The sequence below is a fragment of the Sphingobium subterraneum genome, assembly GCF_014199435.1.
GTDB lineage: Bacteria > Pseudomonadota > Alphaproteobacteria > Sphingomonadales > Sphingomonadaceae > Sphingobium > Sphingobium subterraneum.
Window position 1 is genome coordinate 1 of the sequence record NZ_JACIJP010000009.1, and the last position, 23,115, is coordinate 23,115.

Genomic DNA, 23,115 nt, shown 5'->3' on the forward strand with positions numbered 1-23,115 from the left:
ATACTTCAGTGCCAGGATTTCATGCACTGATTTCGTCACTCTATGATTTTATATCAATAGGTTACGTTGATTGTTTACTTCTTTGTCCCGTGACAGATCGCGGCAGCACGAACCTATCGCGCCCAGGCCAAGGCCGCCAATACCCTGCGCGCCTACACCAGCGACTGGAACCAGTTCGAAGGCTGGTGCGACGCACGTTCGCTCGACCCGTTGCCGGCGCGGCCTGAGGCGGTGGCAACATACCTTGCTTCGCTCGCGCTGGCGGGCAAAGCTGATACGACCATTGGCCGCCATCTCGCCGCAATCGGGTGGAAGCACCGGCAGGACGGGCTGGTCGCACCGGTCCAGCGCGATGAACGCATGGTCATCACCGATACGCTCGCCGGGATCCGCCGCGAGGCAAGAGTGCGGCCCAGCGCCCGCAAGGCTGCGATCACCGCCAGCGAGCTGACGAAGATGATCGCGGCGGCGGATGGGCAAGGCACGCGCGCGATCCGCGACCGGGCGATCCTGGCCTTGGGCCTGGCGGCGGCGCTGCGCCGGTCGGAGCTGGTCGCGCTGGAATGGCGCGATGTCGAATTGGTGGAACAGGGCCTGAAGCTGACGCTGCGCCATTCCAAGACCGATCAGGCGGGGGAGGGGCAGGTGATCGCGGTTCCATCCGGCAAGTCGTTGCGGCCGGTCGAGCGGCTGCAGGCCTGGCTCGCGGTGCGGGCGCGCGGCGCGGGACCGCTGTTCTATCGAATCGACCCGCAGGGGCGCATGACCGACCAGCCCATGTCGGACCGTTCGATCGCGCGGCTGCTCCAGAAATACGCGAGGCGCGTGGGGCTCGATCCCGAAACGGTGGGCGGCCATTCGCTGCGCGCGGGGTTCCTCACCGAGGCCTCGCGCGCCGGGGCGACCATCGCCAAGATGCAGGAAGTGTCGCGGCACAAGAAGGTCGAGGTGCTGCTGGGCTACGTCCGTTCGGCTGAATTGTTTGACGACCATGCGGGCGGCGCTTTCTTGTAGCGAATACATGTAATTAAAGCATTGATATCACATATGATAATTGCAGTTATCACATAAGCGGATTTGACGAGTCTATATAAGGTGACGTAGGCTCGGCACCGATGGAAGCCGAAGCGCCGAACGACGAGAATGCCCTAATTCCGGCCGAAACTGGCGCGATCGCGCCCGGATCGGCCGACGATCTGTCTTGGGCGGTGGTGAACATGCGCGCGGGCGAGCGCATCGTCGTCAACGAAGCGCTGATCGCTGCTTATCAGGCAGCCTCGTCACCCCACAGCATTCGCGCGCTCAAGTCCGATCTCGAGGCGTTCGACCTCTGGTGCCGGCGCCACAACCGGATCGCGCTGCCGGCGAGTCCTGAAACCGTGGCGGACTGTCTCGACGACCGCGCCGGGAAGGGGAGCAAGCCGGCCTCACTTGGCCGCTACAAGGCCTCGATCGCCAATATCCACCAGCTTCGATCTGAAAGATACGACCCGCGACCCGCTGGTGAAATTGCGGTTGCAGGCGATCCGCCGCACGGTCGGCGTGCGACAGGACCAGGCAAGGCCGCTGCGGTTCAAGGGGCCGGTGCGCAACGTCGTCGAGGACGGAGCCAAGAGACTCAATGTGCGCTCGCTGCTGGAGGCGTGTTCGGATGATCTGCCGGGTCTGCGCGATCGCGCGCTGCTCTCGCTCGCCTACGATACCGGTTTGCGGGCCGCGGAATTGGTCGCGGTCCAGATTGCCGATGTGATCGAGGCCCTCGATCCCGAGGCGCGGCTGCTCAGCGTTCATCGCTCCAAGGGAGATCAGGAGGGGGAGGGGGCGACCGCTTTCCTCAGTCCACGCACTGTGCGGGCGGTAGTCGCGTGGACCAAGGCAGCCGCCATCATTGATGGGCCGCTATTCCGGCGGGTCAATGTCCGGCGGTTCAAAGAGATGGCTGCGGTGAAGGGCAGGAGGATCGATTCCATCTCGGGCCGCGAGCGGTGGGATTTGCGCAAGACCCTCTTGAAGCCCGCAAGCGCCGGCGCGGGTCGAATATGATGTCGGAACAGCCGCGCTGCATCCCGGCTCAATCGGGCCGATTTTTCGCGCGATGGTTTGGCGCGCGTTCGAAGGGGGAAGTTACCTGATCTGACGGGCGATGACCTGACGCGGTTGCTCAAAGGGATCAGCGCACATTCGACGCGGGTCGGACTGACCCAGAACCTGTTTAGCGCCGGTGAAGATCTGGGGGGGATCATGAACGCGCTGCGCTGGAAGAGTCCGCGCATGCCACTTGTCTATAACCGAAACCTCGCTGCAGAAGCAGGCGCCACGGGCCGATTGCTAACGCGATTGGAATGAAATTCAAGCTGGATTGGCGCGACGCTTTATCGTGAAACATTCCCTTCTCAACCGTGTCCTAGCGAACCCGTTGTGGCTGAGTACGGCGTCGCCGGCGCAGATCAGCCGAACGAGATTCAGAGCCGCCAGGGACGATACCGGCAAGATAAGCTACCGCGACTCGGAAGCGCTCTTCACGCTGATTGATGCTATAGCGGCAGGGTTTTCCGTCTTGAGGAATGCCCGAAAATAGGCACGCCGATATCGAGTTTTGAACTCACCCCATGGGGCTTCGGCTGAAGCTATGACCTGGCCCTTCAGGTCCAGGCCTTCAACATGGAGGTGGCCAGGCACTACGCCCGCCAGGAAGTTGGTTCTCCTGACATCGCCGGCGACGAGAACGCCATTCTGCTTCAGCCTCGCGGAGGCTCGGACAACGACGATCTGGTCATCCGACACGAGCGCAATTTTTGCCCCTGAAAGGTGAGCCTGAAGCTCACCCGACGAGCAAAAGTGCCACGCCCAAAACAGCAAGTTTGCGGCTTGAGCGCAACGTGAGGCGACCTGTTATCCAGAGCATGTGTTCAACGAATTCGCTGGGTGATCGCTACCCTGATCATGGATCGCGTGCGAAATCCGGATGCTATCGATATCTGAGGCGGGGATGTCCGCCGAGGCAGAGAAGCGCCACTGGCCACGAGAGTGGAATCGGTATTTTCTCCAGTTGCTTTCCTGACATCCAATCTGCTGATCATTTTTGACGAAGGCGATGTGTAAGTCACCTCGTCTGTTGGCGAACCATTTCTTATTGCGAACGTATCCCGAAACAATCGTGCGTCCGTCTTCAGCTTTAACCGTCACCCATTGCACATAAACCCAAGAATTGGGCTGAATCTGAACGGGAATATCGACGCGGGTCGGACGCGCGTTAGCTGGAGCGGTCATGAGCACCGCAGGCGCAAGGGCGCCAAGAAGCAATAGTCGCATGTGATGAGAATCCTCAGAGCGAAAGAATAACCCGGACGGCGCGTGTGAAGTTGGGAAACTCAATCCCCAGGCCAAGCGCGAGAGCTTCTCTGCGACCCCCATCAGCCGCGGCGCCAACGCAGCTTCCTGCTGTCGCCTTGCCGCGCCGGTCAGAACAGCATCGTCGTTCGCCGCCAGTCCCGCCGGCATCGGGGCCTGCCCAAGTCGCGCAAGTGCAAGGTCGATGTCAGTCACGACGCCATTCTCCTCGTAGTCATCCACTTTATACGCGGCCGCCCTGCGAATCCCTCAGCAAAATATACTCGCGCAATTTGAGGGGAAGCTTTGTCGGCTGCGCAATGCCCCTTGAACCCATTTGCCGGGGCGTTCAGCGATCTCGATGCGGCGACGTTTGCTACGCTGCTCAGGCAAGTGAGTGTGCTCTCGACGCGGGTTGTAGTGAATCAGGACTATTTTGTTTGCGGCAGGCGAGGACCTCTCGGGGATTATGGATGCAATGCGCTGGAAAAGCCGGCGCATGCCACTGTTTTACAATCGCAACCTAGCCGCCGAGCAGGGAGCTGCAGGGCGGATGTTAGGTCATGCATAACTGAAACTAATGGATAGCTCTGCCAGGTCCGCGCTTGGCGGCGATGCGCAGCCTGAGCGGTGAGTTCGATTGCCCGATTGGGGGAATTGTATATTGCAACGCATTCGCAATAAGGCTAGGGGCGGCATTAGATACAATTCGGTTCAGGGGTTCTCATGAAAAAGTTTCTGCTCGTTTCCAGCGCGTTGCTGTGCGTGCCCACCGGGGCGTGGGCCTCTGAAGCTGATGGCGATGACGCACGTACCATTATCGTCACGGGCAAGGCTGATGGTTACAAGGCCGACAATTCGGTCACCGCCACCAAGACCGATACGCCGCTGCTGGATGTGCCGCAGTCGATTTCGGTCGTCACGCGCGAGCGGCTTGACGATCAGGCGCAGCGTAGCATGGCCGATGTCCTGCGCTATGTGCCGGGAACGACAGTGGGTCAGGGCGAAGGCAACCGCGACCAGATCACCCTGCGCGGCCAGAACACCACGGCAGACTTCTTCCTCGATGGCGTGCGCGATGATGCGCAGTACTACCGTAGCCTCTACAACATCGAACGCGTGGAAATCCTCAAGGGCCCCTTCGCGCTGATCTTCGGGCGCGGCGGTAGCGGCGGCATCATCAACCGCGTGCAGAAGACGCCGTCGGCCGATGCGCTGGCAGTGGGCGGCACGGCCAGCGTCAACACCTTCGGTGCGTGGGACATATCGGCGGACATCAACGCACCGATCAGCGGCAACGCGGCATTCCGGCTCAACGCCAACTACGAGAGCCTCGACAATCACCGCGATTTCTTTGGCGGCGAACGCTATGCTATCAATCCCTATTTCGCGGTCGATCTGGGCCAGTGGAAGCTGGGCCTGTCGTATGAATATGTGAACGACGATCGCGTCACCGACCGCGGCGTTCCGTCGATCGCGACCGTGACTGGCGAGCCGAACGTTCCCATCACCGGCTATCGCGATACATTCTTCGGCACGCCCGGCGTCAACCGCACGGGTCTGGAAGCGCACATCGTTAAGGCGCGCCTGGATGGCGAATTGGCCGAAAACCTCAGTTGGTCGAGCACCGTGCTCTATGGCGACTATGACAAATACTACACCAATGTCTTCGCCAATGGCGCGGCCATCGGCCAGACCGGCACGGTTGTGCTTTCCAGCTATATCGATCCGACCAAGCGCCAGAACTTCATCGCCCAGAGCAATCTGGTATGGGATGTGGACTTCGGTTCGATCGGCAACAAGGTTCTGCTTGGCCTTGAATATGGCGATCAGGATTCCACCAATCAGCGCCGCAACGGCACGCTGTCTAGCAGCACGCTGAACCTGGCCAACATCGTCTATCCGACGGTGACTTTCGGCGCGCTGGCCCGCAATACCGAATCCAATGTGCAGTTCTTCTCGGCCTACGCGCAGGATCAGATCAGCTTTGGTGAGCATGTCGATCTGGTGGTCGGGCTGCGGTATGACCGGTTCGAGATCAAGGGCACCGATCTGATCGGCACGCCGCGCCCATTCGCGCGCAAGGATGAAAAGGTTTCCCCGCGCATCGGCCTAATCGTCAAGCCGCAGGAAAACATCTCAATCTACGGCAGCTACAGCCAGTCGTTCCTGCCGCGCTCGGGCGACCAGTTCCTGACGATGGCCGCAACGCAGGCCAACCTCGCGCCGGAAAAGTTCACCAACTACGAACTGGGCGTCAAGTGGGACATCCGCCCCGATCTGAATGTCACGCTTGCCCTGTTCCAGCTTGATCGCACCAACGCAACGACGCCCGATCCGGGCAATGTCACCGCGACGATCAACATCGGCGAAACGCGGACCAAGGGCGTCGAACTGGCGCTGACCGGCCGGATCACACCCCAGTGGCAGATGACCGGCGGCTATACCTATCAGGATGCCGAGCTGCGCGGGAACAGCTTCGTGGCGCTCGCACAGGTGCCCAAGCATCAGTTTGCGCTGTGGAACCGCTATGACTTCAGCCGCAGTGTCGGCGCAGGACTGGGCGTGGTCCACCAGTCGAGCCAGTTCGCCGCCATCCGTACTGCCGCGAACACCACACTGCTTCAGGCTTTCACCCGCGTCGATGCGGCATTGTTCTTCAAGGCCAGCGACCGGCTGGACCTCCAGCTGAATGTCGAGAACCTGTTCGACCAGGGATATTTCTCGGATGCGCACAACAACAATAACATTACGCCCGGTGCACCGATCAACGCTCGGTTCACGGCTCGGCTGAAGTTCTGAACTGACTGGGGCGCAGGGGTGGTTTAAGCCGCTCCTGCCGCTCTTCAACTGACGATCGTGTGGCGCGCCCGGATGTTCTTCAACCGGCCTGACTTCGACCTCGAATCGGCCGTCCCGCCTACATTCGCCTTGTGTCCGGAGGGCTACATGTAAGACGCCTTGCGCCGTGACTATCAGGCAATGTCGACCATGATCTTTGGCGCCCCTCCGGGCGAACCGAGAAGCCGATCGTTATGGCGGACCATCCGAGGCCGCTCATATCGCCGTGATCGATCGCTCTGACCGTGTGGGCTGCCATGCCGTGCTTCATTTGAGCGGTAATAGGAATGTTCGCCATTGTGCCGGATGCGGTGCCGCTGTCGGCGGGTTTCGGCGCTTCGGCCTGCTTGCAGGCGGCGAGCGAGACCACAGCCAGGAGGCTGGACGCAATCAACAGGGTCGGCTTCACTTCACTTCTCCTTCGGGTTGAACAGGGAATGGGGATCGCCGGCGCATCAGCAGATAGGCGGCCGGAATGACGAGCATCGAGAGCAGCGGCGCGGTGAGCATACCGCCGACCATGGGCGCAGCGATGCGGCTCATCACCTCGGAGCCGGCGCCGCCGCCTACGAGGACCGGGAGCAGGCCGGCGAGGATCACCGCCACCGTCATCGCCTTGGGCCGCACGCGCAGCAGTGCGCCTTCGCGCACGGCGGCGGTGACATCGCCGTCACCACGCGCGTCGAGCACCTGCTTGAGGTAGATCAGCATGACCACGCCGAACTCGGCTGTGACGCCGGCCAGCGCGATGAACCCGACCGCAGTGGCGACCGACTGGTTGTAGCCCAGCCAGTAGAGCAGCCATAGACCGCCGGTGAGCGCGAACGGCAAGGTGCCCATGATCGGCAGTGCCTCGTCCCGGCGGCGGAAGGTCGGGTAGTGGAGCGGGAAGATGATCGCGAGCGTGACCGGAATCACGAGTTTCCTCCGTTCGACCGGGCGCACAAGGGACTCATACTGGTCCGAGTAGGACACGCCGATGCCGCGCGGCGGCGGTCCTCTCTGGCTCAAGCTATTCTCCTGCCACGGGCGTCAAAGCTTGACGGACTCGGGCACAAGGCAGAGAATGATGGCATGCGACGAGCGCTCTCCTTGATGCTGGTCGTCAGCTTCTTGTTCGGTCTTTTCGGACAGGCTGTGGCGCTACCTCCTGACTCGGTCCCAGCGACGGCGGTCGAGCATCAGATGGCCGCTCCCACGCCAATGGATTGCCTGGGCATGACGAACGGCAACGACGAGAACCCATTGCCTTGCGATCGGATGACGCTTGCTTGCATGGCCGGCATGGGTTGTCAGACGCCATATTTGCTGGAAACGTTGCCTGTCGCATGGAAGCAGCCAGTAACGGTCTCGCCATCACCCCTCTGGCCGCTGACCTCTGCCCTTGAGGGACGGTCGCTCCAACCGGAACCTCATCCACCCAGCCCGCTGATCTGACGCTTCGCGCGGCGAAGCTTTCGGAGCTGGGAAGCCCCGCTTCCTCAGATGTCCCTGATGCCTCGCCCAATTATCCTCGGATCAAGGACAATACCCATGAAGACCATGATGATCAGCGCGGCCTCGGCTGCCGCATTCGCCATTTTGCTTGGCATTTCCGCTCCGGTATCGGCGCAAGCCGACGCGCCAAAGCCGGCCGCGGACAAATGTGAGTGGCAATCGTCACCGCAAATTGGACCGCGAACACCACTAAAGGCGCCGATCTGCAGGAAGGCTGGAAACCAACGCGAGGCTTTGACGGGCATCGGAGGCCCTAACTGCGACCCGAGCTATACCGGCAAGACTGGCCGCTATGTTTGGCGGATGCGGCCGCAGCACGGCCCGAGGGCGCCCTTGCAGGCACCGGTCCGCGAATGGGTAGACGTCGAAGCCTGCTGATGGCGTAATGTGACGGCGAGGTAGCCAATGTGCCTCGCCGTCCATTGGACGATCCTCAACAACTGTAGCTTCGGTCTGCGAAAGTTTGCCCTGAAGTCGGCGGACGGCAGACTATTGTTTGCTGATCGCTGTCACTTCGCCAGCGCTGCCCGCGATCGTGACGTCGAACACAACCTTGTCGCCCACCGCCACGCTGTCGAGCAGTTCCGACTTCGCAGTGAAGGCCATGGTCATCGCCGGCCAGCTGACTTCTGGAATCGGCGCATGGGTAAGTGTTATCTTGCCCGTTGCCTTGTCGATCGCGGTGACTGTACCGGTACTCTTCGCCATTTTCGCGTCGGCAGACATCGCCATCCCGCTCATGCTATCAGAAACTTCGGCTGTGGCCGGCTTGTCAGTCGCGGCGGTGTCAGTCTCAGCCTGCTTGCCGCAGGCTGTGAGCATAAGAGCGGCGGCAATCGTCGCAGTCAGGTACAGAGTTTTCACATGTCTTCTCCTTGCACGTTAGAGGGGTTAGGAACGGGTCCTTGATCGCCGGCGCATCAGCAGATAGGCGGCCGGAATGACGAGCATCGAGAGCAGCGGCGCGGTGAGCATACCGCCGACCATGGGCGCGGCGATCCGGCTCATCACTTCAGAACCGGCGCCGCCGCCGGCCAGCACTGGGAGCAGGCCGGCGAGGATCACCGCGACGGTCATCGCCTTGGGCCGCACGCGCAGCAGCGCGCCCTCGCGCACCGCAGCGGCGACATCGCCGTCGGTTCGCGCTTCGAGCGCCTGCTTGAGGTAGATCAGCATCACCACCCCGAACTCGGCGGCGACACCGGCGAGCGCGATGAACCCGACAGCCGTGGCGACCGACTGGTTGTAGCCCAGCCAGTAGAGCAGCCACAGCCCGCCGGTGAGCGCGAAGGGCAGCGTGCCCATGATCAGCAACGCCTCGTCCCAGCGGCGGAAGGTGAGATAGAGCAGCGCGAAAATGATCGCGAGCGTCACCGGAACGACCAGCTTCATCCGTTCCCTGGCGCGGACCAGGAACTCGTACTGGCCGGTGTAGGAAATGCTGACTCCGGGCGGCAGAGCGACCTTGCCGGTAATCGCCCGATTGATGTCACCGACCAGCGTCTGCATGTCGCTCCCGCGCCCGTCGACATAGATCCAGGTCACCGGCCTGCCGTTCTCGCTTCTGAGCATCGGCGGGCCGTCGCTGATGCGGACGCTGGCAACTGTGCCCAGCGTGATCTGCTGGCGCGACGGGGTCAGGACGGGAAGGTTCGTAAGCTTGTCGATGCTGTCGCGCAGCTCGCGGGGATAGCGCACGCTGATCGGGTAGCGCGCCAGTCCTTCGACCGTCTGGCCGACGGTTTCGCCGCCGATCGCGCCCGAGACCACCGCCTGCACGTCGGCGACATTGAGGCCGTAACGTGCGGCAGCGGCGCGGTTCACATCGACGTCGATGTAGCGCCCGCCGGTGAGCCGTTCGGCCAGTGCGGAGGAGACTCCGGGCACGGTCTTCACCACCTGTTCGATCCGCTTGGCGGTGCGGTCGATCTCGGCGAGGTTCGATCCGGCAACCTTGATTCCGACCGGGCTCTTGATGCCGGTCGCCAGCATGTCGATGCGGTTGCGGATCGGCGGGATCCAGAAATTGGCGAGGCCCGGCACCTTCACCCGCGCATCGAGTTCATCGCGCAGCTTCTCGGGCGTCATGCCTGGCCGCCATGACCCGCGCGGTTTGAACCGGATCGTCGTCTCGAACATTTCGAGGGGAGCGGGATCGGTCGCGCTGTCGGCGCGGCCGGCCTTGCCGAACACGCTCTCGACCTCGGGCACGGTCTTGATCAGCCGGTCGGTCTGCTGGAGCAGGCGGCTGGCCTCGGCCGCCGAGAGGCCGGGAAGCGCGGAGGGCATGTAGAGCAGATCGCCCTCGTCCATCTGCGGCAGGAATTCGCCGCCGATCCGCGCCATCGGCCAAAGGCTGGTGGCGAAAACCAGCGCGGCGATCAGCAGTGTCTGTTTGGGGCGCGCCAACACCCAGTCGATCACCGGGCGGTAAGCATGCGCCAGCCAACGGTTGATCGGGTTGGCTTCCTCGCTGGGGATTCGGCCCTTGATTAGGAGCCCCATCAGCACCGGGATCAGCGTGATCGAGAGGAAGGCGGCCGCCGCCATCGCATAGGTTTTGGTGAAGGCGAGCGGCGCGAACAGACGGCCTTCCTGACCCTGCAGCGTGAAGATCGGCAGGAAGGAAAAGGTGATGATCAGCAGGCTCAGGAACAGCGCCGGGCCGACTTCCGCAGCGGCGTCCGTGACTAGCCGCCACCGCGTTGGCGCGTCGGGCTCTGCTTCCGGATTGTCGTGACGCCAGCGCTCGAGGTGCTTGTGGGCATTCTCGATCATCACCACCGCCGCATCGACCATCGCGCCGATGGCGATGGCTATGCCGCCCAGCGAGAGGATGTTGGCGTTGAGGCCCTGCGCCCGCATGACGATGAAGGCGATGAGGATGCCGAGCGGCAGGGTGAGGATTGCGACCAGTGCCGAGCGCGCGTGCCACAGGAACAGCGCGCAGACGAGCGCAACGATGATGAATTCCTCGACCAGCTTGCCGGTCAGGTTCTCGACCGCGCGATCGATGAGCCCTGAGCGGTCATAAGTGGTGACCACCTCGACGCCGGGAGGCAGGCTCTTCTTCAATTCGTCGAGCTTCCCTCGAACGCCGTCGATCACTGCCCTCGCGTTCTGGCCCTGGCGCATGACGATGACCCCGCCCGCGACCTCGCCCTCGCCGTTGAGTTCGGCCACACCGCGCCGCATTTCCGGGCCGAGCTGCACGCTCGCGACATCGGCCAGTGTCACCGGCACGCCGCCTGCTGCGGTGCGGACAGGAACGCTGCGGAAGTCGTCGAGCGTCTTGAGATAGCCGCTGGCGCGCACGGTGTATTCGGCCCCGGCCATCTCGACGCTCGCTCCGCCGACCTCCTGATTGGCGCGCTTCAGTGCCTCGGCGACGTCCTCGGCACTCACGCCATAGGCGGCGAGCTTCTGCGGATCGACCACGACCTGGTATTGCTTGACCATGCCGCCGATGCTCGCAACCTCGGCGACGCCGGGCACGGTCTTGAGCTCGAAGCGCAGGAACCAGTCCTGCAAGCTTCGGAGTTGCGCGAGATCGTGCCGCCCGGTCCTGTCGACCAGCGCATACTCGTAGATCCAACCAACGCCCGTCGCATCGGGGCCGAGCGAGGCCGTCGCTCCTTCGGGCAGGCGGCTCTGGACCTGGCTCAGATATTCGAGCACCCGGCTCCGCGCCCAGTAGAGATCGGTGCCGTCGTCGAACAGAACATAGACGAAGCTGTCGCCTGTGAACGAATAGCCGCGCACCACCCGCGCGCCGGGCACCGAGAGCATCGTCGAGGTGATCGGATAGGTGACCTGGTTCTCGACGATCTGCGGCGCCTGTCCCGGCCAGCTCGTGCGGATGATGACCTGCACGTCGGAGAGATCGGGCAGTGCATCGACCGGCGTGGTCCGAACCGCCGCCACACCGATTGCGGTAAGCACGAGTGCAGCCGCGAGGACAAGATTGCGTCCCTTGACCGAAGCGCGGATGATCGCGGCGATCACTTGCCGCCTCCGATCGGCCGCGCAGCTATTCCGGTGAGGCTTGCTTCGGAATCGAGCAGGAACTGGCCCGAGGCGACGAGTTTTTCGCCTGCGGCCAGCCCAGCCAGCACTTCGGTCTTGCCGCCGCCCTCGCGGCCGGTGCGGACCTCGGCCGGACGATAGCGGCCATCGGCGAGCGCCAGCATGACGAGAGTGCGCGCGCCCGTCCTGATCACCGCTTCGCTCGGCACCAGCAGCGCCTGACCTCCCTCGCTCCCCAATGCGACAGCAGCGAACATGCCGGGTCGCAGCCGTCCGCCACGGTTGGCGAGTTCGATCCGCGCCGTCAGCGTGCGGCTGTCGGCCTGCGCTGCGGGCAGCATCGCACTCACCCGTCCGGCGAAGCTTTCGCCCGGAAAGGCGGTCAGCGTGGCGCTTGCGCTTTGGCCTACGCGTACTATACCCGCCTGCGCCTCGGGCACGGCGGCGTTGAGCCAGACCGTGCCGATGCCGCTGACCTGCGCGAGCGTCTGGCCCGCGCCGAGCGTTACACCCTGACGCGCGTCGAGCGACTGGATCACGCCCGCGATCGGCGAGCGGATCGTCACCGTGCCATTGGTCCGGCCCGTCCGTTCGACCTCGCCGATCAGCGCATCGGACATGCCCATCAGCCGCAGCCGCTGGCGTGCGGCGGCGGTCAGCTCGGGCTTGCCGAGCCTCTTCACGGCAAGGAACTCGGTCTGCGCGCCGCCCCATTCGGGCAGCTGGAGGTCGGCGATGGGCGCGCCCGCGCCGATCACATCGCCGGGCGCGCGGGCGTAGACGCGGGTGACGAAGCCGCCGGACCGGGCCTGGACGATCGCCACGTCGCGCTGGTTGAAGTCGATCGTGCCGGTAACCGTGAGGGCAGAGGGCAAGGCGCCCATTTCGGCCGCGACCACGCGCATGCCAAGATTCTGCCGCGCAGCGGGATCGACGCTGACGCCGGGCATCGCATCGCCCATGGGGGCGTCGTCGGCATATTTGGGCACGGTCTTCATCCCCATCGACGAGAGCGAATTGGGGTTATCGTAGTGCTCGGCCGGCACCATCGGATCGTACCAGTAGAGGATCTTGCGACCCGATTGGGCCGATCCCGTTTCAGTCGTGGCCGGGCCGCCTTTTTGTCCGAGCCAATAGCCGCCACCACCGGCAAGCATCGTGACTGCCAGCACCCCGGTGCCCCAGCGCATTGCGTTTGTCCTGTCCAGCGTCATGGCCGAACTCCTCCATAAGTGTAGTTGATCCGGATCGCGTCGCGGGCGACCTCGGCTTCGCGCGAAAGCGCATCGACTTCGGCTTCGGCGAGCGCCAGGCTCGATAGCAAAGCACTTCCGAGATCGAGCTTGCCCGCGGCGTAACTCGCCATGTCGAGTTCGGCCCGGCGCTTGGCGAGCGGCACCAATGTATCGCGCGCATTCATCAGCCGCTGGTGATGCAAGGCATAGTCCGCAAGGTCGGCATTGAGTTCGGCCAAGAGGTCACGCTCTCCAGCTTGGCGCATCAACCCAGCACGTTGCGCCTCGCTTTCGCGCGCGGCGATCAAGGGATCTTGCCGGCGCTTTGCGAAGAATGGCAGATCGATGCTGACCGTGACCGAAACCATGTCGCCATAAGCGGGAGCGCGACGACCATAGGATGTTCCAACCCGCCAGTCCGGGCGTTTGTCAGCGCGGGCAAGCGTGACATCCGCCTCGGAAGCACGGGCTCGGGCGTCCAGAGCCTGAAGTCGAGGTAGGGAAGCCACATGGGTCCGCAAAGCAGGACCATACACCTCAAGCACCGGCGGGTCCCCGGTAACATCGGAGTCGGGGTCGCCGGTAAGGCGCGCAAGTCTCGCCTGCGCCTTGGTTACATCGGCCCTGAGCTCGCTGCGACGGTCGTTGATGGCTGCGCGCAACTGCTCGGGTTCAAGCGCCTGCGAAGGACGTGCCGAACCAGACGCGAGCCTCGCCGTGACGGTAGCTTGCAGATCGCCAAGGCTCGCGTCGAGCCGCTCAAGTTGGGCAAGGCGCCGCTTGGCATAGTAGAGATCGACCCAGGCTAGCGCGGTTTCGAGCCGCACATTCTGGGCATCGACCGCCAGATCGGCCTCGGCCACGCCGATGTCTGCTTGTGCTCGCCCCTGTTGAGCACGGCGCTTGGCGGGATTGGGAAACGCTTGTTCGATTCCGACGCGTGACATTGTCATGCTGTCCCTGTTCAATGTGAAAGCAGGTGGCCCCGAAACAGGGAAATTCTCGAGGCTTACCACCAAGGTCGGATCGGGCAGCCGACCGGCGGCAATTGCCGTCGACCGCGTGGCTTCGACGCTCGCCTCGCTCGCTGCAAGCGACGGCGCTTCGCGTGCAGCGCGGTCGAGCGCGGCATCGAACGTCATGGGTTCGGCCAGCACGGCGGCCGGGATGGCCACGAGCAGTGGCGCCAGAAAAATCTTTCGCATGGAGCTCTCCTGATCGGCGGAGGCCGGACCGAAACGTCAAACAATCAGGGGCAAAACGTGCGCCGGCGAAGCAATGAGTTGCCTCGCCGGCGACACGCGCCTGGCCAGGTTGCTTTTCGTTATCGGCCAGGCAATCGCCTTAACCAGCCGAAGGCATGGCGCGCTTGCCCGGCATGTCCATCATGCAATCGGCCGCGCTCATCTTCATCATGCTACAGTTGCAGTCCGCCACCTCGGTGCCGCTATCCTTGATCCAGACCCGGACCTGCTGGGGAAGGTTGGACTTGTTCGGGCCGGGGGTCGGGCGCGATTGCCATTCCCAATGGCCGCCGGCAGGCGTGCTCGCAAAACTGGCGGATGCGGCTGTGAGTGCCGCAATTGCTGCGGCCAGTGTCAGTAACGTCTTCATGTCGAAAATCCTTGATTGAACGGTGAGGTGACGCACCGCGAAAACAGGTTCGCGGGCGCGCCAGTGAGGTTCAACCAAGGCGTGCGGGTGGATGCGGTTCTGGACTGGTTTCACGCCCAACAAGCACCGCGACCTGCATCTGGCGAGGAATCGATGGGCGAAATTCGGTCGGACTGGCGCTCGGAAGCGGAGGAACCAGCGCCACAGCAACTGCACAGCCCATCTTGGCTACGCAATCAGGCGTCATGCCCTGACACGGCTTGTCGGGCTGTGGCTTCTGCTTCCCGAGATGCATCATTTCCGCGCATTCGGGGCTCATCGGTGCGGCGGTAGCCACAAGCTCTGCCCTTTCAACCGGAATGGCGTGCGCAAACGCCGCTTCTTGCCCGATCAGACCGAGGAGTGCTCCTACGAGCATCAGCAGAGAGAACCAGCGCTTCACGTGACTTCCTTCGACTTGTAATGGGCGACTGTCAATTCGACACTCGCTTCTTGCATCGCCGGCGCAACCCACTATCGCTTGACCGGAGTGCGCCGCACCATTTCAGATTCCAATGCCCTGCTGGGCAAGGGTCTTGGAATGATCAGGGACGAGGCAGTTGACGTCGCTACTGGCCCTTGTCTGGTTTCGCTGACCAGACCTTGCAATATCTCCCACGGATGGCGGGATGATTTCTCTTTCTTCGGTTTCAAGGCGGCCAATTTTTTATTGGCGCTAGGAAGCAAAAGTGGGTGCAAAGTGCTGATCGGGATTGTCATGGTGCTGCTCATTGGCGCCTTGCTGTGCCACGCTCTGAAGACGGGGCGAGCGCCGCTCGCATCTTCGCGTGTTCGGCGTCAGACCGCGCCAAAGCTATACTGGACGACCGTTCTGATCTGCGCCGTGCTTCTGGTGCTTGGCATGGCTTTGACGCTCGCTCCCATTCAGCAGAAGCACCGTGTTCCAGGTCCGACACCGGACCGTGCGGCTGAAATTTCCGTCGCGAGGCAAGGCGTGACCGGCTCAACAGGGAAGCAGCGTGCAGGCGGAGTGGTAGCGCCTGCGCAGGGCGATGATGTTGATCAGCGGTACGCCGAAATATCCGGCATCTGGAACGATGTTCCAGGTTGCGCGCCGGGATCCGGGTCGTCGCTTCGCATATCAGCTGACGGTTTGGATTTTGGGCACAGCCATTTTCACGTCGAAGAGGTCAAAATTCGCGGCAATGACCTGCTCCTGCACGGTCACTACGTTACTCACCGCGGCATTGAGAACAGCAGTTTAACGGTCACGGTGATCGAGGGTACTCCACCAAAGCTCAAGATCTCCGAGAAGTTGTATTTCAGTTGCTCCTAGGCGGTGACGGTGCGGCCGGATTTGCTGGCCGCAGTCAGGTTCCCGCCCTTGAACGCCGTCGATCCCGGGTCATGTCAATCGATCATTTGGCCGCATTGGCTAAGAACTCTGCCCGCACGCTCATTCGGGGCTAGGGCCAGAGTCGGTCACCTGCAAAACCGGGGCGAACCCGCCTCCCGGGGTGCGCATGTTGGTGGTTTGGCCCTGGTAGAGACGTGCTGCGGCCAGCAGCAGCTCGCCTGCATATGTGTAAAGTCGAATATCGGTCTTGAGAGCGATGCTCTCCCCCGCCACGGTCGCATTACGAACAGTGGGCGCGGCGAAGGTCTGCGCGACATATTCGCCGCTGACAATCTCGTCCCACACCCGCCGCGTGACTTTGTCACCTCGATATGCCGCCTTGCTGCCGTGGCCGCGCGCCGGTTTGAAAAACAGGTTCCGTCGTTCTCGCCAAAGATCCTCGCTGTTCGCGCGAGTGACGACAACAGTCTGCGGCAGGCCGTTTCGCAGAACGGCCCGATATGCAGCCGGTAGACCCCAATCTTCAAGCCGGGCATCATCCGAGAGCAGTGAAAGGTTGCGCTTGTCGGCCAAAAGCGCGTGCACGTGGGGTGACGGCGTCACGACCACTGCACCCTGAAGGTAGGCGGCCTTCAGCGCGGCATGTCGCGGCTCGTCAAGCGAGAAGTCGACCAATCGGTTGTAGACCAGGTCGATCACCTGCCCCTCAGCCGTGAGTTTCTGTCCATCGTAGACCATCTGCGCAGGGTCAACGATGACTGCCCGAATGCCCTGTTTCTCGAGCAAATCCTGCGCCAGCTGGAACTCCGGGTAGAGATGCTGCTTCTCGGGCATATCGTCGACAATTGCGATCAGCGCGGGTCGACCCTTGCTTCGCTGCCGCTGCCATTCGGCGACAAACATGCGCGCCACGCGCTCGGCGAAATCACTTTCGGTTGGGGCACGAACGGCAAATCGGTCCTCCGGACAGCAGGCACGCTGTGCGCCAGCCAAAAGCGCATTGAGGAAGGCCCCGCCAGCATTCGTGTTCACTTCAATCAGCTTGGGGCCGTCGGAAGCGAGGTGAAAGTCATAGCCCATGAATGCCCCAAGCGGGCCGAAGTCCTGCCTTGCCGAAAGCGGCGCATAGGCCAGCGCTGCCGCACGATAAGCCGGCAATCGCGCCGCCTCTTCGACGGCACCAACAATCAGCATCATTTGGGCCAGCATTTCCGATGGCACGAACACAGGAACATTCGAAAACAACGTCGGATGCGACGCGCCCAGGCGCGCCGCGAAGCCCTCGCTCCGGACTGCCCTGTCCAGGGCATCTGCCAGTTCCCTGCGATCGAGCGAGATGCAGAAGCAACCCAAGTTGAGCTGCTCTGCCACCGATTGGGGTGGAACCGGCAGGCCGTCAGGTGGGATCGCCCGCACGTCATTCCTTTCAGGCTCGAATCTGTGACTGGATCCGCCAGACCGGCGTGAACGTGAGGTGAGGGTTCTCCTGCGAGACGTCTGTCAGGTTATCCTTCTACACGGCCTTGCGACGGGCTTCATCCTGCGCGATGCCATTGATGATCGGACACTCGGGCCGTGAATCGCCTGAACATTGTTCGGCCAGATCCAGCAAAGTGGCGCGCATCTGTTCGAGTTGCAGCGCCTTGCCATGAAGCAGTGCTGCTCGCGCCAGCGCCAGGGCTTTGACATCTGCGCTCGACCGGTTCCGGTCGCCCCATAATGAAAGCAGTTCCCGTATTTCCTCGATCGGAAACCCGAGATCGCGCGCATTAGCAATGAACCGCAGACGATGGACGTCGTCAGGCGAATAATCCCGGAAAGTGCCGTTGCGCCGTGGTGGCGCGGGGATGAGGCCGATTTTCTCGTAATGCCGGATCATGCGCTGCGATACGCCCGATCCCTCGGCTACCTGACCGATGTTCATGGCCTACCTGCCTGTCGATGTTGGATTTCCCGCACCATATTATTGACGCACCAACGGGCAAACATGCCCCCAAATGCGCGCGCCAGCCAACGCGCCAAGCCGGGTTCTGGCAGTGCATAGTCGATCCAGACAAGGAGGAGATTCCCGGCGCCGGATGGGGTGATTGCAAATCCCATCCGGTAAGCACGTATGACGACAAGCTGCGGCATACCGATGGTCGCCCAGACCTTGCGCGTTGGCGGCACGCGAGCCTCGACGACTTCCTCAGCCGCTATGGTCAATCCAAAGGCCGTTCCGGCAAGCCGGATCACAGAGCCCGTAGCCTTTCCACCCAGAGCGTCAAGCTCGCACCGCATGGAGCCGCCGCCCATCATCAGCGAAGGGCCGCCCATATGCTTGGTCATCAAGTCCGGCTCGTCGGCCATCGCGAAGATGCTTTCCGCCGAGCGGGCGATTGTCGCGCTCGCCTCGTAGTGAAGCGGCAAATCAGTCATAGCCGGACAATCCGCAGGCGCAGGGCATTGCTAATGACGCTGACCGAGGACAGGGCCATGGCAGCCGCTGCAATGGCGGGCGAAAGCATCCAGCCAAATGCCGGGTACAGCGCGCCTGCCGCAATCGGGATACCCGCGACGTTATACGCGAACGCGAAGACCAGATTCTGGCGGATGTTGCGCATGACGGCCCGCGACAGCCGCCGCGCTCGCACGATGCCGCCCAGATCGCCCTGCAGCAAGGTCACGCCCGCACTTTCGATAGCGACATCGGCGCCCGCACCCATGGCGATCCCAACCTCTGCCGCAGCGAGGGCCGGTGCATCGTTGACGCCGTCGCCGGCCATGGCGACGCTGCGGCCTTCGGCGCGCAGCTTCTGGACGACGCTGGCCTTGTCCTCGGGCAGGACCTCGGCCTCGACATCATCAATTCCCAGACGGGCTGCAACCGCGAGCGCCGTGGTGCGATTGTCACCGGTCATCATGACGATGCGGATGCCATCGGCTTTAAGGTCGCGGATAGCCTGGGCGGATGTTTCCTTGATCGGATCGGAAATCCCCAGGAGCCCTGCCAGTTTACCATCGACACTGGCGAAGATCGCGGTCGCGCCTTCGGCGCGCATCGCTTCGGCGTCGGCGTTGAGCTGAGCCGTGTCGATCTTCTGCTCGGCCATGAAACGCGGGCCGCCAAGGAGGACATGCTTGCCCGACACTGTACCTGTCACGCCGCGCCCCACCGGAGAATCGAAATCGCTGGCCTGTTTTAGTTCGAGCTTGCGGTCCTGCGCAGCGCGCAGGATGGCATCCGCCAGCGGGTGTTCGCTTCCCCGCTCCAGGCTGGCGGCCAGGCGAAGGATCTCGTTTTCCTCCCAGCCACTGACAGTGCGGATACCGGTCACAGCGGGCCGTCCCTCGGTCAGCGTTCCGGTCTTGTCGACGACGAGCGTGTCGATCTTCTCGAAGCGCTCGAGGGCCTCGGCATTCTTGATCAACACGCCCGCTTGCGCGCCGCGCCCGACACCGACCATGATCGACATGGGGGTGGCGAGGCCAAGAGCGCAGGGGCAGGCGATGATCAGCACCGAGACCGCAGCGACCAGGGCATAGGTCAGGCGCGGGTCCGGCCCGAATAGCGCCCAGGCGGCAGCGGCAACAAGCGCGACCGCAATAACCACAGGGACGAACCAGCCAGAGACCTGGTCCGCCATGCGCTGGATCGGCGCGCGGCTGCGCTGCGCCTCTGCCACCATCTGGACGATCCGCGAGAGCAGCGTCTCACTTCCAACCTTCTCGGCCACCATGACGAAACTACCGGTCTTGTTGAGCGAGCCAGCGATGACCTTGGCGCCGGCTTCCTTGGTCACCGGCATCGACTCGCCGGTGACCAGCGATTCATCGATCGAGACCCGCCCCTCGGCTATGACGCCATCGACAGGCACCTTTTCGCCGGGACGAACCCGAAGGTGATCACCGACAACGATCAGGTCGAGCGTGACTTCTTCGTCCTGCCCATCCGCGGTGATGCGCCGCGCAGTCTTAGGCGCCAGATCGAGCAACGCCTTGATCGCGCCTGAGGTGCGCTCTCGCGCCCGAAGTTCCAGAACCTGTCCCAACAGGACGAGCACGGTGATCACGGCGGCCGCTTCGAAATAGACCGGAACGGTGCCCATCGTGTCGCGAAAGGCCGGGGGAAACAACGACGGCGCGAAATGTGCGACGAGGCTGTAGAGATAGGCGACGCCCACGCCCATGGCGATCAGCGTGAACATATTGAGGTGGCGCGACTTGATCGAGGCCCATCCGCGCACGAAGAACGGCCAGCCAGCCCACAACACGACCGGTGTTGCGAGCCCAAACTGGATCCAGTTCGATGTCTGCTTGCCAACGAACATCATGAGCCCGGTCAGGTGACCGCCCATCTCGAGCGCGAAAACGGGTAGGGTCAGGACGAGTGCAATCCAGAAGCGCCGGGTCATGTCGGTGAGTTCTGCACTGGGTCCGGTATCGAGCGTAACGGTCGCAGGCTCCAGGGCCATGCCGCAGATCGGGCACGAGCCCGGCCCGAGTTGCCGTACCTCCGGATGCATCGGACAGGTGTAGATGACGTCGTTCGCCCCTGCTGGCGGCGGTGCAGCCACCTTGGAGAGGTACAGATCGGGGTTGGCGACAAACTTGGTGCGGCAGCCAGCGCTGCAGAAATGGTAGTCCTGACCATGATGAGCAGCATGGTGTTCGGTCGCCGACGGATCGACTTTCATCCCGCAAACCGGGTCGATCGTGGCCGGACTGCCGGCCTTTTTCGCCGCACCACTGCAGCAGGCGCCATCATGGTGATGCGCCTTGTGATCAGTCGATGTCATATCGATTCTCCTCTAACGCATCATCATATGGGGTCTGACATCATGTCAGGGTCAAGCGTTCATTTTATACAGGCCAACGGACTGGCATCTCACCTGGCGCTTTCACTATGCCATCTGGGGAAGAAGCCACCGGTTTGCGCCATATAGTCACGATAGGCATCGCCGAATTCCGCAATCGCAGCTTGCTCTTCATGGCGCGCTAGGCGGACGTACATCACCACCAGAACCGGATACATCACAACCGTCAGCAGCGTTGGCCATTGTAGCAGGAAACCGGTCAGGACCATGATGAAGCCGACATATTGCGGGTGTCGCAGACGTTCGTAGATACCGGTTGTCGCCATGGCGCGATTCTGCTGGGCGGCATGGAGGACGGCCCAGCCTGCAGAAATTAGCCAGAAGCCGGCACCGATCAGGACGAAGCTTGCCATGTGGAAGGGGCCAAAGTGCGGGTTGACCCGCCATCCGAACATCATTTCGAGCAGATGGCCTGCGTCGTGACTGAACCAATTGACGCCAGGATAATGCGACTGCAGCCAGCCCGAGAAGAGATAAATGGTGAGCGGAAAGCCATACATTTCGGCAAAGAGCGCAACGAGAAACGCACTGAAAGCGCTGAAGCTGCGCCAGTCCCGCGCCGACTGCGGTTTGAAGAAGCTCAGGGCAAACAGGATGAAGATCGCCGCGTTGACGAAGGCGAGGCCCCACAGGCCGAAGCCCTGCATGTCATGCGTTCCCATTGTCGCCTCCCTTTTCCGGCGTTGATTCTGACGCAGGCGGCACGGCATGGGTGCGACCGTGATTATGGCCGTGATGCATGAAGAGATGCATGATCGGGCAGGATAGGAAGAGGAGCAGTGGCAGTGCGGTCAGGACATGAGCTGCATGCTCCGTCATTAGGTAATAGCCTGCGACGACTGCGAATCCGATAAAGACCACTTTTGCCCCGGTCGGCATTCTTGTCCTGCAATGATATTGAGCGTCCGGCATATATTATTCCTCCTGCTCCGCTGCCGATTATTTAAAAACAATCGAGATGGCCGTACGCAATTCAATAATTAATGCACTTTCACCATGCCAACTCTTTTAATGTTGTTGAACGAGTCGGTTTGATGGCAACTGTAGCACTGATCGACTCGGGCATTGTGTTCGCCTGAAATAGGCTGATCCATCATTTGAAAATGCATCATGTAATGGCTCGGAGGTGCCTTGTGGCACTGTGAACATTCGGTCGATCGTGGACTGGGATGGAGATAGCCCGGAATTTTCCAGCTCGAAGTCTGGTGGCAACTGGCACAATCTTTCCCGAAATACCCTTTGTGCCTGTCGATCGGGGCATGACAGGATAGGCAGTCGAGCGTGGTCGCGGAGCCGCCTTTTTGAATGGCGATCCGTTCAAGCAGACCGTGATCCATCTTTGTTGGCCTGATACCGAACCCTTGATGTTCAACATGACAACCGGCGCATTCCGATATCTTCGCGTGGAATGCGGTCGCAGGTTTCATCAGCAAATCCGTGGCGGCTGCGTGGCATGTTATGCAGTTTTGTGCCTTCACGCCGCTGTTGGGGGTGTGGCAACTCTCGCACTTGTTCTCGAGGAAGGCATGTGCCTTCGAGAGCGGCCCTGGTTCGACAGCTGACACCCAGCGCGGAGCTGCGGCGCTACTCGAACGATAGACGCTAACCGGAATGGCGATGGCGGCAAACAGGGCGATGGCTCCCAAAGCCAGGTACAACAGGTTGCTGGGTTTCATGGGAGCCACCGCAGGCCGAAATAGTAGCTGCTCCAGACATGGATGAAGAGGAGCCCGTACATTGCGATCGCGGCACCAATATGCAGGATGAGCCAGCGTGAAAGAGTGCGCTTGATCGCGTCGCGGGCCATGATGGCAAATTCGAGGTCGGATATCGCGCCAAGCAGGTGGCCCAGAGGTAATCCTGCCGGGCCTATACTAGGCGAACCAGGTATCTGCGCCGGGGCTGTGCGTGCAAACGCGTCGAACTGGTCTCGCAGCAGTTTAAGTTCGCGCTGCTGCAGTTTCAGTTCTTGGCCGATCTGGGCTAGATAGTACCGGCCGATAAAGCCGGTGAAAGCGACAATCAGCATAGTTGCAACCAGCGCCACGCCAAGCGTGCTGTCGAACTTGTGTCCCGAATGAACAATTCCGAGCAAGGCGCCGATGCTTCCGGCATAGGCGTGGAAGGTCATCAAGGCGCTGAGCGAAATCCGGCCAGTCACTAGTTGCTTGAGCCTGGGCTGGTGCTTGACCGCCGTGTACACCATCAACAACAGGAACAGCGCCGCCGCGACAATGCCGATTATGCTGCCCGTCAGGCTCCCGGGGAACCTCGGTGCAGTGTGGATGATGAATGCGGGCACAAGCAATACGAGCGCCCCGATCAGCCCACTGATTGTGGTTTTCTCGGTCTCGGTCAT

Annotated in this window: 19 protein-coding genes and 3 pseudogenes; 5 read left to right on the forward strand and 17 right to left on the reverse strand. The window is 62.1% G+C overall.

From position 1 onward, the window contains the following. The first annotated feature begins 96 nt into the window (after positions 1-96). Both FHS92_RS16480 and FHS92_RS16485 read left to right on the forward strand, forming a co-directional pair. Positions 97-1,014: a site-specific integrase gene (locus tag FHS92_RS16480; protein ID WP_343056757.1), complete on the forward strand. Its 918-nt coding sequence runs from the start codon at positions 97-99 to the stop codon at positions 1,012-1,014. 203 nt (positions 1,015-1,217) lie between these two features. Then, positions 1,218-2,346: pseudogene (locus tag FHS92_RS16485) on the forward strand (tyrosine-type recombinase/integrase). Positions 2,347-2,892: 546 nt separating this feature from the next. Here the strand turns inward: FHS92_RS16485 and FHS92_RS16490 are convergent. Continuing rightward, the gene (locus FHS92_RS16490; protein WP_184081786.1) at positions 2,893-3,546 is read right to left on the reverse strand and encodes a hypothetical protein; all 654 of its coding nucleotides are present in this window, start codon (positions 3,544-3,546) and stop codon (positions 2,893-2,895) included. Between the two features lie 126 nt (positions 3,547-3,672). On the opposite strand from FHS92_RS16490, the pseudogene FHS92_RS18435 reads away from it, so the two are divergent. Together FHS92_RS18435 and FHS92_RS16495 are read left to right on the forward strand one after the other, a co-directional pair. Beyond that, a pseudogene (locus tag FHS92_RS18435) lies at positions 3,673-3,901 on the forward strand (integrase); the annotation flags it as partial. A 155-nt stretch (positions 3,902-4,056) separates the two neighbouring features. Next, positions 4,057-6,132 carry a TonB-dependent receptor gene (locus tag FHS92_RS16495; RefSeq protein ID WP_184081787.1) on the forward strand — a complete coding sequence of 692 codons (2,076 nt, stop codon included), beginning with the start codon at positions 4,057-4,059 and terminating at the stop codon, positions 6,130-6,132. Positions 6,133-6,576: 444 nt separating this feature from the next. Here the strand turns inward: FHS92_RS16495 and FHS92_RS16500 are convergent. The 8 genes and pseudogenes from FHS92_RS16500 to FHS92_RS16535 all read right to left on the reverse strand — a co-directional run. Then, positions 6,577-7,161 (reverse strand): annotated as a pseudogene (locus FHS92_RS16500) (efflux RND transporter permease subunit); the annotation flags it as partial. Positions 7,162-7,652: 491 nt separating this feature from the next. After that, a complete protein-coding gene (locus tag FHS92_RS16505; RefSeq protein WP_184081789.1) occupies positions 7,653-7,913 on the reverse strand; it encodes a hypothetical protein in 261 nt (86 codons plus the stop codon). Positions 7,914-8,157: 244 nt separating this feature from the next. Next, a complete protein-coding gene (locus FHS92_RS16510; RefSeq protein ID WP_343056754.1) occupies positions 8,158-8,532 on the reverse strand; it encodes a copper-binding protein in 375 nt (124 codons plus the stop codon). 27 nt (positions 8,533-8,559) lie between these two features. Beyond that, positions 8,560-11,673, reverse strand: coding sequence for a CusA/CzcA family heavy metal efflux RND transporter (locus FHS92_RS16515; RefSeq protein ID WP_184081790.1), 3,114 nt, complete (start codon positions 11,671-11,673; stop codon positions 8,560-8,562). Beyond that, positions 11,670-12,908 carry an efflux RND transporter periplasmic adaptor subunit gene (locus FHS92_RS16520; RefSeq protein ID WP_184081791.1) on the reverse strand — a complete coding sequence of 413 codons (1,239 nt, stop codon included), beginning with the start codon at positions 12,906-12,908 and terminating at the stop codon, positions 11,670-11,672. The genes FHS92_RS16515 and FHS92_RS16520 overlap by 4 nt, the downstream gene beginning before the upstream one ends. Then, a complete protein-coding gene (locus tag FHS92_RS16525; RefSeq protein WP_183956216.1) occupies positions 12,905-14,134 on the reverse strand; it encodes a TolC family protein in 1,230 nt (409 codons plus the stop codon). Before FHS92_RS16525 ends, FHS92_RS16520 begins: the two co-directional genes overlap by 4 nt. 139 nt (positions 14,135-14,273) lie before the next feature. Continuing rightward, on the reverse strand, positions 14,274-14,543 hold the full coding sequence (locus tag FHS92_RS16530; protein WP_184081792.1) for a hypothetical protein: 270 nt from the start codon (positions 14,541-14,543) through the stop codon (positions 14,274-14,276). 70 nt (positions 14,544-14,613) lie between these two features. After that, positions 14,614-14,985 carry a hypothetical protein gene (locus tag FHS92_RS16535; RefSeq protein WP_184081793.1) on the reverse strand — a complete coding sequence of 124 codons (372 nt, stop codon included), beginning with the start codon at positions 14,983-14,985 and terminating at the stop codon, positions 14,614-14,616. 78 nt (positions 14,986-15,063) lie between these two features. Here FHS92_RS16535 and FHS92_RS16540 point away from each other — a divergent pair, with 78 nt between their 5' ends. Further along, positions 15,064-15,879, forward strand: a complete 816-nt coding sequence (locus tag FHS92_RS16540; RefSeq protein ID WP_221231122.1) for a hypothetical protein — start codon at positions 15,064-15,066, stop codon at positions 15,877-15,879. 120 nt (positions 15,880-15,999) lie between these two features. On the opposite strand, the gene FHS92_RS16545 is transcribed toward FHS92_RS16540, so the two are convergent. From FHS92_RS16545 to FHS92_RS16580, 8 genes are all read right to left on the reverse strand, one after another. After that, entirely contained in the window at positions 16,000-17,316 is a 1,317-nt protein-coding gene (locus FHS92_RS16545; RefSeq protein WP_184081795.1) for a hypothetical protein, read from the reverse strand. Between the two features lie 97 nt (positions 17,317-17,413). Continuing rightward, a complete protein-coding gene (gene cueR / locus FHS92_RS16550) occupies positions 17,414-17,824 on the reverse strand; it encodes a Cu(I)-responsive transcriptional regulator (RefSeq protein ID WP_184081796.1) in 411 nt (136 codons plus the stop codon). Continuing rightward, positions 17,821-18,318 (reverse strand): SRPBCC family protein, encoded by a 498-nt coding sequence (locus FHS92_RS16555; protein WP_184081797.1) that lies wholly within the window; start codon positions 18,316-18,318, stop codon positions 17,821-17,823. Before FHS92_RS16555 ends, cueR begins: the two co-directional genes overlap by 4 nt. Beyond that, positions 18,315-20,678: a heavy metal translocating P-type ATPase gene (locus FHS92_RS16560; RefSeq protein ID WP_184081798.1), complete on the reverse strand. Its 2,364-nt coding sequence runs from the start codon at positions 20,676-20,678 to the stop codon at positions 18,315-18,317. The genes FHS92_RS16555 and FHS92_RS16560 overlap by 4 nt, the downstream gene beginning before the upstream one ends. 89 nt (positions 20,679-20,767) lie before the next feature. Beyond that, a complete protein-coding gene (locus FHS92_RS16565; RefSeq protein ID WP_184081799.1) occupies positions 20,768-21,418 on the reverse strand; it encodes a methyltransferase family protein in 651 nt (216 codons plus the stop codon). Next, complete coding sequence (locus FHS92_RS16570) at positions 21,405-21,668, reverse strand: DUF2933 domain-containing protein (protein ID WP_184081800.1); 264 nt, start codon at positions 21,666-21,668, stop codon at positions 21,405-21,407. The genes FHS92_RS16565 and FHS92_RS16570 overlap by 14 nt, the downstream gene beginning before the upstream one ends. A gap of 68 nt (positions 21,669-21,736) precedes the next feature. Next, positions 21,737-22,432: a cytochrome c3 family protein gene (locus FHS92_RS16575; protein WP_184081801.1), complete on the reverse strand. Its 696-nt coding sequence runs from the start codon at positions 22,430-22,432 to the stop codon at positions 21,737-21,739. Next, positions 22,429-23,115, reverse strand: a complete 687-nt coding sequence (locus FHS92_RS16580; RefSeq protein WP_184081802.1) for an iron reductase — start codon at positions 23,113-23,115, stop codon at positions 22,429-22,431. The genes FHS92_RS16575 and FHS92_RS16580 overlap by 4 nt, the downstream gene beginning before the upstream one ends.